At 52.4% G+C, this 16,290-nt stretch carries 16 protein-coding genes; 5 read left to right on the top strand and 11 right to left on the bottom strand.

Annotation, left to right across the window (positions count from 1 at the left end):
• Window positions 1–299 precede the first annotated feature (299 nt).
• Genes aas through NXT09_RS07030 form a run of 3 tightly spaced genes read left to right on the top strand, consistent with a single transcriptional unit; the run spans window position 300 to window position 4,167 of the window.
• Window positions 300–2,471 (top strand): bifunctional acyl-ACP--phospholipid O-acyltransferase/long-chain-fatty-acid--ACP ligase, encoded by a 2,172-nt coding sequence (gene aas / locus NXT09_RS07040; protein WP_268579253.1) that lies wholly within the window; start codon window positions 300–302, stop codon window positions 2,469–2,471.
• The gene (gene lplT / locus NXT09_RS07035) at window positions 2,468–3,691 is read left to right on the top strand and encodes a lysophospholipid transporter LplT (RefSeq protein WP_268579252.1); all 1,224 of its coding nucleotides are present in this window, start codon (window positions 2,468–2,470) and stop codon (window positions 3,689–3,691) included. The genes aas and lplT overlap by 4 nt, the downstream gene beginning before the upstream one ends.
• 20 nt (window positions 3,692–3,711) lie before the next feature.
• Window positions 3,712–4,167: a GNAT family N-acetyltransferase gene (locus NXT09_RS07030; protein WP_040033053.1), complete on the top strand. Its 456-nt coding sequence runs from the start codon at window positions 3,712–3,714 to the stop codon at window positions 4,165–4,167.
• 94 nt (window positions 4,168–4,261) lie between these two features.
• On the opposite strand, the gene NXT09_RS07025 is transcribed toward NXT09_RS07030, so the two are convergent.
• Window positions 4,262–4,390 (bottom strand): entericidin A/B family lipoprotein, encoded by a 129-nt coding sequence (locus tag NXT09_RS07025; protein WP_039347108.1) that lies wholly within the window; start codon window positions 4,388–4,390, stop codon window positions 4,262–4,264.
• A gap of 532 nt (window positions 4,391–4,922) precedes the next feature.
• Between NXT09_RS07025 and NXT09_RS07020 the strand changes: the two genes are divergently transcribed.
• A complete protein-coding gene (locus tag NXT09_RS07020; RefSeq protein WP_268579251.1) occupies window positions 4,923–5,840 on the top strand; it encodes a type I restriction enzyme HsdR N-terminal domain-containing protein in 918 nt (305 codons plus the stop codon).
• Between the two features lie 230 nt (window positions 5,841–6,070).
• On the opposite strand, the gene NXT09_RS07015 is transcribed toward NXT09_RS07020, so the two are convergent.
• The 8 genes from NXT09_RS07015 to NXT09_RS06980 all read right to left on the bottom strand — a co-directional run bounded on the left by NXT09_RS07015 (window position 6,071) and on the right by NXT09_RS06980 (window position 11,136).
• Complete coding sequence (locus NXT09_RS07015) at window positions 6,071–6,409, bottom strand: type II toxin-antitoxin system RelE/ParE family toxin (protein WP_262253331.1); 339 nt, start codon at window positions 6,407–6,409, stop codon at window positions 6,071–6,073.
• Complete coding sequence (locus NXT09_RS07010; RefSeq protein WP_072040255.1) at window positions 6,360–6,620, bottom strand: type II toxin-antitoxin system ParD family antitoxin; 261 nt, start codon at window positions 6,618–6,620, stop codon at window positions 6,360–6,362. Before NXT09_RS07010 ends, NXT09_RS07015 begins: the two co-directional genes overlap by 50 nt.
• A 229-nt stretch (window positions 6,621–6,849) precedes the next feature.
• Window positions 6,850–7,992 (bottom strand): radical SAM family heme chaperone HemW, encoded by a 1,143-nt coding sequence (gene hemW / locus NXT09_RS07005; protein WP_039530837.1) that lies wholly within the window; start codon window positions 7,990–7,992, stop codon window positions 6,850–6,852.
• Window positions 7,985–8,578 carry an XTP/dITP diphosphatase gene (locus NXT09_RS07000; RefSeq protein ID WP_039470191.1) on the bottom strand — a complete coding sequence of 198 codons (594 nt, stop codon included), beginning with the start codon at window positions 8,576–8,578 and terminating at the stop codon, window positions 7,985–7,987. Before NXT09_RS07000 ends, hemW begins: the two co-directional genes overlap by 8 nt.
• Window positions 8,579–8,595: 17 nt before the next feature.
• Window positions 8,596–8,886 carry a DUF167 family protein YggU gene (yggU, locus tag NXT09_RS06995; protein WP_010279110.1) on the bottom strand — a complete coding sequence of 97 codons (291 nt, stop codon included), beginning with the start codon at window positions 8,884–8,886 and terminating at the stop codon, window positions 8,596–8,598.
• Entirely contained in the window at window positions 8,883–9,437 is a 555-nt protein-coding gene (locus NXT09_RS06990) for a YggT family protein (protein ID WP_010279107.1), read from the bottom strand. The genes yggU and NXT09_RS06990 overlap by 4 nt, the downstream gene beginning before the upstream one ends.
• 49 nt (window positions 9,438–9,486) lie before the next feature.
• Window positions 9,487–10,308 (bottom strand): pyrroline-5-carboxylate reductase, encoded by an 822-nt coding sequence (proC, locus tag NXT09_RS06985; RefSeq protein ID WP_268579409.1) that lies wholly within the window; start codon window positions 10,306–10,308, stop codon window positions 9,487–9,489.
• A gap of 114 nt (window positions 10,309–10,422) precedes the next feature.
• Window positions 10,423–11,136, bottom strand: a complete 714-nt coding sequence (locus tag NXT09_RS06980) for a YggS family pyridoxal phosphate-dependent enzyme (protein ID WP_268579250.1) — start codon at window positions 11,134–11,136, stop codon at window positions 10,423–10,425.
• A gap of 20 nt (window positions 11,137–11,156) precedes the next feature.
• Between NXT09_RS06980 and NXT09_RS06975 the strand changes: the two genes are divergently transcribed.
• A complete protein-coding gene (locus tag NXT09_RS06975) occupies window positions 11,157–12,173 on the top strand; it encodes a type IV pilus twitching motility protein PilT (protein ID WP_268579249.1) in 1,017 nt (338 codons plus the stop codon).
• On the opposite strand, the gene NXT09_RS06970 is transcribed toward NXT09_RS06975, so the two are convergent.
• Complete coding sequence (locus tag NXT09_RS06970) at window positions 12,142–13,974, bottom strand: sensor domain-containing diguanylate cyclase (RefSeq protein WP_268579248.1); 1,833 nt, start codon at window positions 13,972–13,974, stop codon at window positions 12,142–12,144. The genes NXT09_RS06975 and NXT09_RS06970 overlap by 32 nt on opposite strands.
• A gap of 529 nt (window positions 13,975–14,503) precedes the next feature.
• A complete protein-coding gene (locus NXT09_RS06965; protein ID WP_205551498.1) occupies window positions 14,504–16,075 on the bottom strand; it encodes a methyl-accepting chemotaxis protein in 1,572 nt (523 codons plus the stop codon).
• Between the last annotated feature and the right edge of the window lie 215 nt (window positions 16,076–16,290).

Below are 16,290 nucleotides of genomic sequence, written 5' to 3'. Positions count from 1 at the left end.
TGTTTGACGCTTCTGTCAATGGAGGATGGGTGCTGTTTTTCGTCTTTTTGTGCTGTCGTAAACGGAAGAACCGGTGATGGGAACGGAGGAATGGGATAACCAGCATAAGATTGAAACGGGAAGGGTTAACCCTATTCAGATTATTAGCCATAACCTTTACTGTCATGATTTTTTACATGCAGGCTATGATATTCAAAGAAATAGTATAATACCCTTTGTCCTGTGCCGATCGCTATGTACGGATATCATGAGAGATCGGCCAAAGGATCAATCCATTTATCTGTCTATTGGGAGACGGCATGATTCATACCCTGTTACGTTGGGTGTTCCAGCGTCTGTACCGCATCCGGATCGAGGGCGACAGCAGCCAGTTTCAGCAATCCAAATTGCTCATCACGCCCAATCACGTCTCGTTCCTTGATGGCGTTTTGCTGGCGTTATTCTTACCGATAAAGCCCGTCTTTGCTGTGTACTCCTCCATATCCGATCGCTGGTTTATGCGCTGGCTGAAGCCGTATATCGATTTCGTGCCGTTAGATCCCACCAAGCCTCTGGCAATCAAAGGGCTGATCAAGGTGATCGAGCGCGGCCAGCCCGTCGTCGTTTTCCCAGAAGGGCGCATCAGCGTAACCGGATCGCTGATGAAGATTTACAGCGGTGCGGCGTTTGTCGCGGCGAAGTCGGGTGCGACGATTATCCCCGTGCGCATTGATGGCGCAGAGTTCACGCCGTTTGGTCGGCTGGCGGGCGTCTTTAAACGCCGTTGCCTCCCACAGATTACGATCACCTATTTGCCCCCGACCACGTTGCCGATGCCGGAAGCCAGCAGTGCCAGAGAACGCCGCGCGCTGGCCGGTGAGCATTTGCACCAGATTATGATGAACGCGCGGATGGATACGCGCCCGCAGCACACGCTGTATCAGGCTTTTCTGGCTGCGAGAACCCGTTACGGGCGTTCCTCCCCCAGCATTGCGGATATCTCATTCAATGAAGACAGCTATCAGGGCTTACTGAAAAAATCGCTGGGCGTGTCGCGTATTTTGCAGCGCTTCACCCGCGTCGATGAACATGTCGGCATGTTGTTGCCCAACGCGACCATTACTGCTGCATCCGTCCTGGGCGCATCGTTGCGTAACCGCGTTCCTGCCATGCTGAACTACACCGCTGGCGCGAAAGGGCTACAAAGCGCGATGAAAGCGGCAGGGATCAAAACGATCGTCACGTCTCGCCAGTTTCTTGAAAAGGGCAAGTTAACAGATCTACCAAAGCAGGTTAGCGAGGCCAACTGGGTCTATCTGGAAGATTTGAAAGACACCGTGACGCTGACGGATAAGCTGTGGATCCTGTTTCATCTGCTGTTTCCTGCCCGCGCGATGCTGCCGCAGAAGCCTGACGATGCGGCTATCGTGCTGTTTACCTCCGGTTCCGAGGGGAATCCTAAGGGTGTCGTGCATTCCCATGACAGCTTGCTGGCGAACGTTGAGCAGATTCGCACGGTGGCGGATTTCACTCCGCGCGACCGCTTTATGTCTGCGCTGCCGCTGTTCCATGCGTTTGGCTTGACGGTGGGGCTGTTAACGCCGCTGATGACGGGCGCTCGCGTGTTCCTCTATCCCAGCCCGCTGCACTATCGCATCGTGCCGGAGCTGGTTTATGACCAGAACTGCACCGTGCTGTTTGGGACATCAACGTTCTTAGGCAACTATGCACGCTTTGCCCATCCGTATGATTTCGCTCGCCTGCGCTATGTGGTTGCCGGGGCAGAAAAGCTGTCTGAAACCACGCGTCAGGTCTGGCAAGACAAGTTTGGTATCCGCATTCTGGAAGGCTATGGCGTGACCGAGTGCGCGCCGGTGGTGGCGATCAACGTGCCGATGGCGACGAAAATCCATTCCGTCGGCAAGCTGTTGCCGGAAATCGAATCGCGTTTGATTACGGTGCCGGGCATTACGCGCGGTGGCCGTCTACAGCTGCGTGGGCCGAATATCATGAAGGGCTATCTGCGAGTGGAAAACCCCGGCGTGCTCGAAGCGCCTGCGGCAGAAAATGCCCAAGGCGAGTTGCAGCCGGGCTGGTATGACACGGGCGATATCGTCGAGCTGGATGAAAGAGGTTTCTGCACCATCATTGGCCGCGTGAAGCGCTTTGCCAAGCTGGCGGGGGAGATGGTCTCGCTGGAAAGCGTGGAACAGCTGGCGGTGAAGATATCGCCAGAAGCGCAGCATGCGGCCAGTGCGAAAAGTGACAGCAGCAAAGGCGAAGCGCTGGTGCTGTTTACGACGGACAACCAGATAACCCGCGACGCATTGCTCGCACAGGCACGCAGCAGTGGCGTACCGGAACTGGCGGTGCCGCGTGATATTCGCTATGTGAAAGCCTTACCACTACTCGGCAGCGGCAAGCCTGACTTTGTCACGCTGCGCCAGATGGCCGAAGAACCAGCAACTAACGTGTCGGAGCCGAATGCATGAGTCAACAGACTGAACCCGCGACGCCTTTGCTGTCGCGCAGTATGAGCGCGGTGATTATCGCGCAGTTCTTCTCCGCGTTTGGCGATAACGCGCTGCTGTTTGCCACGTTAGCGCTGATCAAACAGCTGGTGTATCCCGACTGGAGCCAGCCGTTTTTGCAGATGGGGTTTGTCGCTGCGTACATCATTCTGGCACCGTTTGTCGGGCAAATTGCGGACAGCTTCTCCAAGGGGCAGGTAATGATGTTCGCCAATACCTTGAAGCTGGCGGGCGCGCTGCTGATTTGCGTGGGCGGTAATCCGTTTCTGGGATACACGCTGGTGGGCATTGGCGCAGCCGCATATTCCCCAGCGAAATACGGCATTCTGGGTGAGATCACGCGTGGCGGTCAGTTAGTCAAAGCGAATGGTCTGATGGAAGCCTCGACGATTGCGGCGATTCTGACCGGTTCAGTCGCAGGCGGCGTGCTGGCGGACTGGAACATTTACGGGGCGCTGTCGGTTTGTGCGGTGGCTTACGGCATAGCGCTGGGGGCGAATATGCTGATTCCTCGTCTCAACGCGGCGCGGCCAGGACAGCCGTGGCATCCGGTGCAGATGGCGAGCAGCTTCTTTTCCGCTTGTCGGGTGCTGTGGCGCGATGGCGATGCCCGACTCTCGCTGATCGGCACCAGTATGTTCTGGGGCGCTGGTGTGACGCTGCGTTTTCTGCTGGTGCTGTGGGTGCCGCATGCGCTCGGCATCACCGACAATGCAACACCGACGCTGCTGAACGCGATGGTCGCCGTGGGCATCGTGGTGGGAGCCGGTGCAGCTGCGAAGCTGGTGACGCTCGATAATGTACGGCGCTGCTTGCCTGCGGGCTTCCTCATCGGCGTGGTGGTGGTGATTTTCACACTTCAGCACAACCTCATGAGCGCCTATTCCCTGCTGATTCTGCTGGGGGCACTCGGTGGGTTCTTTATCGTCCCGCTGAATGCGCTGTTGCAGGAGCGTGGGAAGGCCAGCGTCGGGGCGGGTAATGCGATCGCCGTACAGAATTTGGGTGAGAACGGCGCTATGCTGTTAATGCTGGGGCTGTATTCTCTGGTGGTAAAACTGGGTGTGTCGGTTATCACTATCGGGATTGGCTTTGGCGTCTTGTTTGCGCTGGCAATTGCGCTCCTGTGGGCATGGCTGATTCTGGCTAAGCGCCGCGATGGTTCTACCGGTGCGGAATAAACGAAATAGGAAGGGTAGCAATGAGTCTGATATGGCATGACTGGGATGTGGCAGACCTTAACGTGTATTCACTGCATGACATATTGGCGCTGCGCAATCAGGTATTCGTGGTCGAGCAAACCTGCCCCTATCTGGATATCGATGGCCGCGATCTGGTGGACGGTAACCGCCATATTACGGCGTACCGTGACGGCAAGCTGGCAGCATGCGCCCGGTTGCTTGCTCCCCATCCGAACAACGATGTGGTGACGATTGGGCGCGTGATTGTCGCGCCGCATGCCCGCGGGCAACATCTGGGGCACCAGTTGATGGAACACTCGCTGATTGCCTGCGCGCGCCACTGGCCGCAAAAACATCTGTTCCTGTCCGCGCAGGCTCATCTGCAATCGTTCTACGGCGCGTTTGGCTTTGTGGCGACCGGTGAGGAATACGACGAAGACGGCATTCCGCATATTGATATGCTGTCGGCATTCTGAGGGATGTTGAGCCAGCTGCGGAAGGAGTAGGGGGCGCGGCGTAAACGAAAAAACCGGCTAACGTATGGCCGGTTTTTTGTTGTCTGACGGTGGGTTAGCTGGCGGCGTGGGAGATTTTACTACCCAGTTTCTGCACATCCTGGCCAAAGCCGCGCGTGGTGTTACAGCCGCTCAATGTTGCTGTGACCAGCAGTGCTACTACGATCGTTGTTATACGTTTCATCATCGTTACCCGCAGGTTGTTGATAAACAGAGCGTGATAGGCTTCTACTGTGTCATAACCGCAGGTAAAAATTCAATCCTCGTATGGCCTGAACCAGCTGATATTGTTTGATATTATGTTGCTGCTGATGTGTATTAGCTCGGAGCTGAGCTGGCACTTTTATAGCACAGAGCTAAACCTAATCTGACAAGTGGTTTTGTGCCAGAAGCGGAAGTTGAAAGGTCTGCACTGCATTAATCATTAGGGAAATAGGTCATATCACTTGAAAGTATTGTGCAAGTGCACAGATGAATGCAAGGTATACAAATCAACCTCAACCTTATTGAAGAGAGCGTTTTGGACTGGTTGCCGAAATGTGATCAACTTAAAGTAGAGTAAAAAACAACCTTTAAAGGTCGGTTTTTGTGCTATAAAGTTACAAGATTTAGATAAAACCATCACTTGAAGTTATTTTTTAACTCTACAATGATTTAATTGTAGCGCTGAGTAAAGCGTTGCATATCGTTTATTAAATAAAAACATGGTGAAAAATATGTTTGATGATTTCGATTTTGACCTACTAAACTCCAATGAATTTAAAGAGGATTCAGTTAGAGAAGAGTTAATTTTACCAATTATCAAAGCTCTTGGTTATAAAGCATCGGGAGATAACCGTGTAATCAGGAGCAAAACACTTTCACATCCATTTGTCTCAATAGGTTCACAATCAAGAAAAATTTCAATAGTACCGGATTATGTTTTTCTTTCTAATGACCGACCGTATTGGATTCTTGATGCAAAGGCTCCTAATGAAAAAATAAACAAAAGCATGCACGTTGAGCAAGCCTATAGTTATGCTATACATCCAGAAATAAGAGCAGAAATGTATGCTTTATGCAATGGCAATGAATTTGTTCTATATAGCATCCGGGAGCTAAACCCAATACTCAGTTTTTCTTTAAAAGATATTGAAAATCACTGGGATAAATTTTTTAGAATATTAAATCCTGATGTTAAAGCTAATCCGGCTCTTTTAAATTATGCGCCTGATTTTGGAATTCACATTCGAAAGATGGGTTTAGTTAAAGGTGGGCTTTTCAGTGCGCCAGCTATAAATACTAAATTTATTAGTCGATTGAGTGAACGGTCATACACTTGCACATCTACAATACCTGGGGATATTGATATGGCTATTTCTCTAGACTTTAACAAAAAAACGTTTAAAGAACTACTTAAAATTCTACCATTGGAACAAGCAAGTAAAATCAGACAGGCTTTGAGTCAACAACCTTTTTATATAAATTTCTCTGAAAACGATCCTGATGTAAAATTCGGAATGACCAGCAATATTAGTAATGAAATACATCACAATGCTGAAGAAAGCTACATTCCTTTTATAGTTAAAGAAATATTTCCTTATAATCACTCTCTCGATGAATGGGAAGAATTAGCCAAAATGGAAATGAAGTGAATTTTATTTATTTCATTATGTGTGAAAACTTATATAAAATAATATCACATATAAACTATAGTGGCCTGCACCCCATTAATTAATACATTTCATTATAAGTGAAGCAACTTATCAGTGGCGAGGTAAATGGCGAACTTCCGCTCCTCGCTCATTACAGCCTGTCAGATTTGATGGTGTTCTGCCCGTGAGTCAAGTCTTAACTAATGCTACCTATGCTCGCAGAAAATGGCTCATAGCCACTTAAGATGCCGCACAATGTCCTGCGACTGATGAAGTATTCGAACAATAATGACGCTATCTGTTTCGTACAGAAAAAATAGCGTATGTCTGACGACGGGAAATGAGTACAAGCCTGGCCCAAGCTCCTTACGTTCGATCCCTATCTTGTTGTGCCTGATAGCGGTAAACGCGTGTTCGATGGTTTCCAGATAGGTGTTGGCGCTTTCCTCATTGAAATGCAGCAAACCGTAGAGGTAAATCGCTTCTAGATCGCGCTGCGCCAACGGCGTTAGCTTGATTTTATCGGGTGGCCGTTCGCGTCCTGTTTCTGATTTTTTGCAAGAACTCATCTTTATTCCACTCCTGTGGCTCTCCGCTGTTTATCCCTTCAGCGAGTAAATGACGCAGCGTTTGCAGATCTGACTCCGCCTGTTTTTCCCGTAGCATTCTCAGCGCTTCCCGAATGACTTCACTTTGCGTGCGGTAATCACCGGATTCCACCAGCGATTCCACGTAATGGCGAAGTTCATCTCCAAGGTCAATTGTCATGGTTCTGGCCATTATGCCTCCCGATTCTCAAATGTAAGATTTATTCTTACCAGAAGCACGTAGCGTACTTAAAGATGAAATCGTCGTCCAGTACAAGGAAAAAGGATTTCCGCGCTGCGAGCAAGCGGCGCGTGATGGAAAAGGGAGACGGCTCGAAATAAGGTTTGTAAGCGTTGCAAAAGGAGAAATCGGATGGGAAACAATGGGCAGGTTTTCTGTGATAAACGTGCCCACGGAATGATTACTCTTCTTCCGCCAGAAACAGCTCCAGCAGGGAATTCAGGAACAGTTTGCCGTGTTCGGTGATTTGCCAGTGCGTGGCGGTTTCCGTCAGATAGCCTTGCGCTAGCGCCTGATCCAACTGCGGACGAATGCTGTGTTCTTCCAGACCGGTGTACGCCGTGAAATCCTCGCGCGGGGCGGCTTCCAGCAGGCGAAAGCGGTTCATGAAAAACTCAAAAGGCCGATCGTCGTTAGCAACGTCATGCTGTTTATCCAGATACGTGCCCTGCATATAGCCACGCGGATGGCGGACTTTGACCGTGCGCAGAATGCGCCCATCGCTGAAAGTCAGCTTGCCGTGTGCCCCGCAGCCAATCCCTAAATAGTCACCGAAGCGCCAGTAGTTCAGGTTGTGCTGACACTGGTAGCCCGGTTTGGCGTAGGCGGAGGTTTCATATTGCTGGTAACCCGCCGCACTCAGTAGCGCATGACCCTGCTCGTAGATGTCCCACAGCGCGTCGTCGTCCGGTAGTGTCGGAGGGCGTGAGCTAAACAGCGTATTGGGCTCGATAGTCAACTGATACCACGATAAATGCGGCGGATTGAGCGCAATGGCCTGACGCAGGTCGTCCAGCGCTTCGTCCAGCGATTGATCTGGCAAGCCGTGCATCAAGTCCAGATTAAAGCTGCGTAATCCCAGACCGGTCGCCAGGTGTGCGGCGCGCTTGGCTTCGTCCGGGCCGTGAATACGCCCGAGGCGCGTCAGCTTTTGCGGATCGAAACTCTGCACGCCGATGGAGATACGGTTAATACCCGCGCGCTGATAGCCGCTGAAGCGGTCGGCTTCAACCGTACCAGGATTGGCTTCCATCGTAATTTCGGCATCCGGCGTTAGTGGAATTCTTGCCCGCACGCCGTCGAGCAGTGCCTGCATCGCTTCCGCGCTCAGCAGGCTGGGCGTGCCGCCGCCGATAAAAATCGAGTGCAGTTCACGACCGCTCGCTAACGGCAAATCGGCGTCCAGATCCGCCAGCAGGTGATCGACATATTCCTGATGCGGCACGTCGCCTTTCAGCGCGTGAGAGTTGAAATCGCAGTACGGGCATTTTTGTACGCACCACGGAATATGAATGTACAGGCTGAGCGGGGGAAGCTTAAGCATTGCGTAGCGCATCCAGCAGCAGGCGCAGCGCCTGGCCGCGATGAGACTGTGCGTTCTTCTCTTCACGCGTCAGCTCCGCTGCCGTTTTACCCAGCTCCGGCACGAAGAAGATCGGATCATAGCCGAAGCCACCGCTGCCCGCCGCTTCGTGCGTCAGCACACCCTGCCAGCTACCGTGGCAGACAATCGGCGTCGGGTCTTCCGCGTGGCGTAGATAAACCAGCACGCAGTGGAAGCTGGCGCGGCGCTGTTCGTCCGGTACGTCTTTTAGTGTCAGCAGCAGTTTATCCAGATTTTGCTGGTCGCTGGCATCCACACCCGCGTAGCGTGCCGAGTAAATGCCCGGTGCGCCGCCCAGCGCATCGACAGCCAGCCCGGAATCATCGGCAATCGCCGGCAGTCCCGTGATTTGCGCCGCGTGACGTGCTTTCAGGATGGCGTTTTCGATGAAGGTCAGGCCGGTTTCTTCGGCGGAATCCACGCCTAGTTCGGTCTGCGCCACAATATCCAGACCGAAATCTGCCAGCAAGCTGGCGAGCTCGCGCACTTTACCGGGGTTTCCGGTAGCCAAAACCACTTTTTGCATCGTCTTGTCCTGCGTATTTATTCAATGAAGTCCGCGACGTCAGCCGGGATGTGTTGCGGATGGGTAATTCTAATCTGTTTATGCCGCCCGAGTTCGCCTTTTTCAATCACGACCAGACTCTTGGCGACCCGAAACTGTTTGGCGAGAAATTTGGTCAGATGGGCATTAGCCTGCCCATCAACCGGTGGTGCAGTGATGGCGACTTTCAGTTCGTCGCCATGCAAACCCACGATCTGATCCCGGCTGGCTTTCGGCTGAATATACAGCCGAATCACCAGCGCATCGCCGTGGCGGGTAATGGCACTCACAGCAGGAACCACAGCCCCGGGAACAGGTCCATTCCCAGATAGTTGAGCATATACAGAATCAGAATCACGGCCATCGCAGAGAAATCAATGCCGCCCATAACTGGAATAACGCGGCGGAGCGGCGCCATTAGCGGTTCAGTCAACTGGTGCAGCAGATATTCGATTGGGCTACGGCCCTGACTGACCCAGCTCATGATGGAACGGATGATGATGACCCAGAAGACCAGATAGCCCGCGGATTTAATCAGCGAGATAAGCCCGACCAGCAGGTTCATTGGGCTAAGAGAAATCGCGCCAACCTGAATCAACAGCAGTAACGGATATTTGATCGTCGTGAGAATAAAGGCCAGCAGCAGCGAAGCGCTGTCAATCGGGCCTAACGACGGCAGAATGCGGCGCAGCGGCCCGACAATCGGCTGAGTGATTTTGACGACAAACTGCGACAGCGGGTTATAAAAATCGCTGCGTGACCACTGCATCCAGATGCGCAGCAGCAGAACCATTACATAGAGGTCGACCAGCGTTTTGACCAGAAAAGTCAGGGTGAGCATAAGTACGTCTTTTCCTTAATAAGATAAAGAATCGGGGAACCCGCTTTGGTTAAAAAAGCGTTTCCATTTCCTGTGCGCGAGCAATTGCCGCCTGCATGGCCTCGGCCACGGTTTGCGCCAACTGCTGTTCGTTAAATACCCGCAGGGCTTCTGCCGTGGTGCCGCCCTTCGAGGTCACATTCTCCCGCAGGGTCGACAGCGGCGTATCTGCATTAGCTTCAACCAGCGCGGCAGCGCCGGACGCGGCCTGTTGCACCAACAGGCGAGCCGTTTCCTGGCTGAACCCCTGACGGATGGCTTCCTGCTGCATCGCTTCCATAAACAGGAAGAAATAGGCCGGTGCGCTGCCCGCCGCGGCGATCACGCCGTTGATGCCTTGCTCGCTATCCACCCAGCAAATTTTACCGACGCTCTGCATCAGCTGTGCCGTGAAGTCTTTATCAGCCTGATTGACGGAGGCGGGGGCATACATCCCGCTCATGCCTTTGCCGACCAGAGACGGCGTGTTGGGCATAATCCGCACGATATTCAGCGGTTCGCCCAGCAGCGCCTGAAAACGGGCGATGTTGATGCCTGCGGCAATCGACAGTACCAGCTTACCGCTGAAATTGACCTGTTCACGCAGCGGTTCGCAAACCGTTGCCATCATCTGCGGTTTGACGGCCAGCACAATAACGTCCGCTTCCTGAGCGCAGCGTACATTGTCCGCGCTACTGATCACGCCATACTGTGCAGCCAGCGCATCGCGGTTCTTACCCGAAGGCGCGCAGACGCTGATGTGTTGAGCGGGATAACCGCCGTTGACCAATCCGGCGATAATGGCCTGCGCCATGTTTCCGGCACCAATAAACGCTATTTTACGTTGCTGCATCTGCATTATCGCTAATCACCTGTTCCGTTTGTATTCTGTCAAAGATGACGTGCCGTTCAGCGCGTACTCCTGTTTATGGACCTTTTACTGACAGCTACACGCTTGACTGACTGTTTAGGCGCTTTTTGCTGAATAGTCGCGCGCGCCAAAGATTGCCGTACCAATACGCACCAGCGTGCTGCCCGCGGTAATCGCCGCGCGCATGTCGTCCGTCATCCCCATAGAAAGTGTATCAATATGCGGATGATTTGCAGATAACGTTTGGAACAACGCGGCCATTTGTTTGAAAACAGCCAACTGCTGCTCGTAATCGGTTTCTGGTGCCGGAATCGCCATCAGGCCACGCAGACGCAGGTTGGGCAGTGCGGCGACGCTGGCGGCAAGCTCTGCTAATTCAGCGACCATAATGCCTGATTTGCTCGGTTCGCTGCTGATATTAATCTGCAACAGAACGTTTAACGGCGGCAATGTGGTCGGGCGCTGTTCGCTCAGACGCTGCGCGATGCGCAGACGATCCACGGTGTGAAACCAATCAAAATTCTCGGCCACCAGTCGACTTTTGTTTGACTGTAGCGGGCCGATAAAGTGCCACTCCAACGGCGTGTCCGGGTGGTTTTTCTGGAAATAATGGATCTTCTCCACGCCTTCCTGAACATAGTTCTCGCCAAACGCTCGTTGCCCTGCCGCGATGGCTTCTTCGATCGCGCTCACAGGTTTGGTTTTACTGACTGCAAGTAGCGTAATTTCTTCTGGTGCCCGCGCGCAATGCGCAGCGGCGGTGGCGATTTGCTGCCGGATGTCCTGTAGATTCTGCTGGATTGTCGTCATGGTTATTCAGGAGGTTATCTATGGAGTTGGATGAGTGGATGGCGCGTAGTGTAAAACATAATGCCTCGGATCTGCACCTTTGTAGCGGTCACCCGCCGGTGTTGCGTGTGGACGGGCGGCTACAGCCTGAAAATACCTTACCACGTTTAACGCCGGAGCAGGTGGCACAATGGTGTGATGCCTGGCTCGAACCGGCTCAACGTGAGCAACTGCGGCAGGCTGGTCAGGTGGACGGCGCGTTAATGCTGCCCGATGGACAACGCCTGCGGGTGAATGTGTTTCGCCAGCGTGAAGGGCTGTCTGCGGCGCTGCGTATTATCCCGTCCGCTCAGCCTTCATTGGAGGCGCTACAGGCGCCACCCGTTCTCTCGACGCTGCTGGAGAAGCCGAACGGACTGATCCTGATTACCGGGGCGACGGGGAGCGGCAAATCCACGACGCTGGCGGCCATGCTTGGGGCGTTAAACGACAGCAGCGATCGCCATGTGATTACGCTGGAAGATCCGATCGAGTTTATCCATGCCAGCCGACGCTGTCTGATTCAACAGCGGGAGATCGGTGCGCACAGTGCATCGTTTGCACTGGCGCTACGGGCCGCATTGCGGGAGGACCCCGATGTGATTCTGCTGGGAGAATTGCGCGATACGGAGACGATTCGGCTGGCGCTGACGGCGGCGGAAACCGGCCATCTGGTGTTGTCGACGCTGCATACACGTAGTGCATCGCAGGCGGTCGATCGTCTGATTGACGTCTTTCCCGGTGAAGAGAAAGCCTATGTTCGTAGCCAGTTAGCCACCTGTTTGCAGGCCGTCGTGACGCAAAGGCTGTTGCCCGCTGCGCAAGGTGGTCGAATCGCGCTTTATGAAGTGCTGACGGCGACTGCGGCAGTCAGTAACCTGATTCGGGAAGGGAAAACGCACCAGCTTCCCGGCCTGATTCAAACCGGAGCCGCTGCGGGAATGCAAACGTTCGAGCAAAGCTACCAGCAGCGCTGTCGGGATGGGCTTATTTCACACAGTTGCGACCTTGCCGTTTAGCCGCATAGAGGTTTTCATCGGCTAACTGAATCCAGTCCTCAACGGACGCAAGATCGGAACAGTAGGCGGCAATGCCAGCGCTAATCGTGAAACGCAGATTTTGGCGATCGTATTCCAGCGTATGTTGCTCGATCGCCTGTCGAATACGCTCAATCGTTACCACCGCCGTTTGGTAAGAGACGTCTTTTAACAGAATGATGAATTCTTCCCCACCGAGGCGAGCGACCAGATCTTCCTGACGTAGCGACATGCGCATAAGCATCGCCAGCTCTCTGAGGACGGCATCGCCAGCCAGATGACCGTATTGATCGTTAATGTTTTTGAATAAATCGATATCAATAATCGCCAGACAGCTTTTGTCCGTCTGATGGCTTTGCTTCTTGTTCTGAAAAAAAGCGTTGGCCTGTTCGAAGAAACTGCTGCGATTCGGCAGGCCAGTAAGAAAATCATGCCCCGCGTTAAAGCGCAGAGAGGCTTCTATCTGCGTGCGCTCATCTTCCAGCGAACGCGCGTGAATAATGATGCCGAGCGTTTTCACTAGCGGAGCCAGTAGCTCGATCATTGTTTGATCGTAACCTTCCCGGCGGTTAGCCAGCGCGATCATCCCGATCGCTTTGCCGTTGTGGGAGATAGGAATCCCAAGCAGGGAATACAGCGCGGGATGGATAGGCGGAAGGTCTCGGCCAGCCTTCTGCCTCAGTAGGTTATTGGTGCACACCACCGTATTGTGGGTGACCACGTGACCAAACAGATTGTCCAGTTTACGGAGCCTCAGGCCACCGTGGGTTCTGCGCTGGTGCCTGTACCAGTTCAGGGTTTCGTCATCCCAGGCAAGGTTGGATATCGCGGGAAGATAGAGCGACTGGCCGTCTTCGTCTTCCTGCAATGTGGCAATGAAGCCGAAGGTGCTGTTGGTGACGCTCAGCAGTCGCTCAAAGACTTTATCGCAGGCGGAAGGCAGATTGTGGTCGAGCAGAAAGCTGTCGTGGACTGAGAGCAGAATATCGAGAATGATGCCTTGTTGATGGGCTTTCTTTTCGGTTTCGACATTTTGCGTGATGTTGTGAGCATATTTAATGATTTTTCGTACATTGCCGTCGCTATCCATAACCGGACTGTAAGTTGCCTGTATCCAGAATGAATGTCTGCCTTTGCCAAGGCGGTGGAATCGCCCGCTGATAGGGTGACCGCGGTGCAAGGTTTCCCAGAATGTTTGATAGTCGGCTTGTTCGGTATAGAGAGGATCGCAGAGTGACTTGTGGTGCAGGCCGAGAATTTCCTTCTCTTCGTAGCCCGTCAACATCAGGTAATGTTTATTGACGTGGGTGATATAGCCGTCTTTATCAAACTCGATTACGCCTTGCGAATTTTCAATCGCGTCTAGCTGTGCCCGGTGCTCCGACATCAGACGCTTTTCTTGAGTAATATCGAGCGCCAGTTTTATGACGCCAATGCGGCGACCTGAATGATCAATAATGGGCGTATAGGCGGCATGGAGCCAGATGATGTCTCCTTTTTGGGTTTTCCGTTGGAATTCCCCTGCGTTGATATTCCCTTTAATCACATCGTGCCAGAAATGATCGTGTTTTTGGCGCAGCGCTTCTGGCATAAAAAGCGTGTGGTTCTTCTGAATAATGTCTTCTTTTTTGTAGCCCAGCATTTTGCAAAAAAGAGGATTGGCTTCAATCAGTTTCCCTGCCAGGTCGAATTCGGCGATGGCATAAACGGAATTGAACGCGTGCAGTTTGGCTTCATTGTCAAACCTGGTAATCAAATCAACATCAACTGACTGATTATTCATGTTTATATTTGCCTATATTCTTTCTGTCTTTACCCTTGATTCGCTGTTGTCAGAGGCATTCGTTTTATCATGATGCCATCTGTGATGTTATCGGGTGATTGGCTGTCCCCTTTTTTGTACGCGAAAACCAATGGGTCGAATTAATAAAATAGCGTGCTATTAATTAAGTTAATAAATATTATATCGAGATATAATTAATAGACTAAAACGCATGATAAATATTACCAATAAGAAACGTCTCTCATTGTCTTCTTATTCAATGTATTGAGGAAATTATTTTGGTCAGCGTTAACACTGCAACTCTATTTATACGCTCATGTGTAAAAACAGAGAATAGCGGTAAAAAAATAATACTCAAATTATCTGAAAGTATATCTATGAAATAGGTGTGTTAGGGGAGGAAAGGGGTCCTGCTTTTTCTCATTATTTATTCGATTTTTTTTAGGGAATAGGCGGAAGCGGAGCTCTCTGCGGGGGATGCCTGTAGTCAGCGCAGGGCTGACTACAGGCGGTGCAATCCATCAGTAGATTAGGAAAGGCGAGGATCGACCTGAAACAGCGCCATAGATCGCATCAACTGCTGGGACTGCTGCTCCAGCGACTGCGTCGTCGCAGATGAGGCTTTGACGAGCTGTGCGTTGTGCTGAGCGACCTTATCGATCTGTGTGAAGGCGACGTTAACCTGCTCAATACCGCGATGCTGTTCTTGCGTGGCGGTGGAAATGTCTCGCATCAGTTGTGTAATACGGATGATTTCGTCGGTCACTTCGTCCATGGTTTCGCCTGCTTTAGAGGCTAATTCAAGCCCTTCGGACACGCGCGTCTGGGAATCCAAAATCAATGCGCGGATCTCTTTCGCCGCCTGTGCGCTATGCTGCGCCAGATTACGCACTTCTCCGGCGACGACGGCAAAGCCTCTGCCTTGTTCGCCAGCGCGCGCGGACTCAACGGAGGCGTTCAGCGCCAGAATGTTGGTCTGGAACGCGATGCCGTCAATGACGCTGAGAATGTCATTGATACGCTTGGCGCTGGTGGCGATCTCCTGCATTTTTTCAATGACGTAACAGACAGACTCGTTGCTGCGGCTGCTGGTGTTCGAGACATTATTAGCGAGCTGATGCGCGAGTTCCGCGTGATCGGCATTGAGTTTCACCGTCGCGCTCAATTGCTCCATGCTCGCTGCGGTCTGTTCCAGTGCTGCAACGGATTCTTCGGTGCGTTGGGAAAGCTGCGCGTTTTCTTCAAACAGTTCGCGGCTACCGAGATCGATTTTCGTGCTGGCATCGCGCACCTGACTGACCGACTCCAGTAGCGCACCCTGCATGCGGCCGATGGCATCATTGAGCCGGCCCAGCTCGTTATCTCCGCCTTGAATCAGGCGGCGGGTCAGATTACCTCCAGCAACCTGCTCCAACTGCTCAATCGCATAGTCCAGCGGTTTGAGCAGCATGTGCCGTAGCGCGACCCAGGCTAATGCCACCAGCGTGATAGACAAGAGGCTGGCAATAGCAATGAGCAGCAGCATGATACGTTCATTGCTCTCGGACTGCGCCAGACCCTGTTCGGAAAGCTGCTGAGCATACTGACGGAAATTCTGGATCGACAAATCAAAGGCTTCGCTCAGCGGGCCGAGCTGCTTTTCCAGAACGTCATAATATTCGTCGGTATACTGTTTTTGCAGCGCACTTAGCATCGGGGTCATGCCCTGCTGAAAATAGGCCTGATAGGTTTTCAATACGTCCTGCGCCAGCGCCTGCTGTTTGGGATCGGCATTGGCCGATTTGATCACGCGTTCAATGTCTTCCTGCGATTGGCGAAGATGTTTCTCTACGACTCCGGTTTCCTTGGCACCGTCGTCCAGCAGGCCGATTTCGATTTTCCTGACGGCGAGCGTTGCCGAGGCTCTCGCGCTGAGTGTCTGGTTATAGCCGCTCATCAGGCTGCCCAGCTCAATGCCCTGAATCTGATTTTGTGCTGTCAGCGTTTCCCTGTCTTTCTTAATCGCGACTACGCCCATGCTGCTGACGATAAGCAGCAGCAGGGTAGTTAGCAGCAATAACGTTAATAAGCCGGTACGAATAGAAATATTTTTCAACCCCATGGTGTCCTTTTCCTTACGCCGCCTTCGTGGGTGATAACCCAGTCATCATTGGATGTGGTGTGTGCAACGAAAGAGAATACGTTATCTGTGTTGCGGTGAGATAAAATTAAAAAGCTATGGTAGACGTGAAAAGGGTCGGGCAAGAAGGGCGTAGCCGAGAGGTTTCCCGCAACACAGGTTTCTCCCACTCGGATTTCTCGCAACGCAAAGGGTAT

Origin of the sequence: Pectobacterium jejuense (genome assembly GCF_026800125.1) — a bacterium.
Lineage (GTDB): Bacteria > Pseudomonadota > Gammaproteobacteria > Enterobacterales > Enterobacteriaceae > Pectobacterium > Pectobacterium jejuense.
The sequence above is the reverse complement of the archived record's forward strand: the minus strand, read 5'-3'. Positions and strand labels throughout refer to the sequence as shown.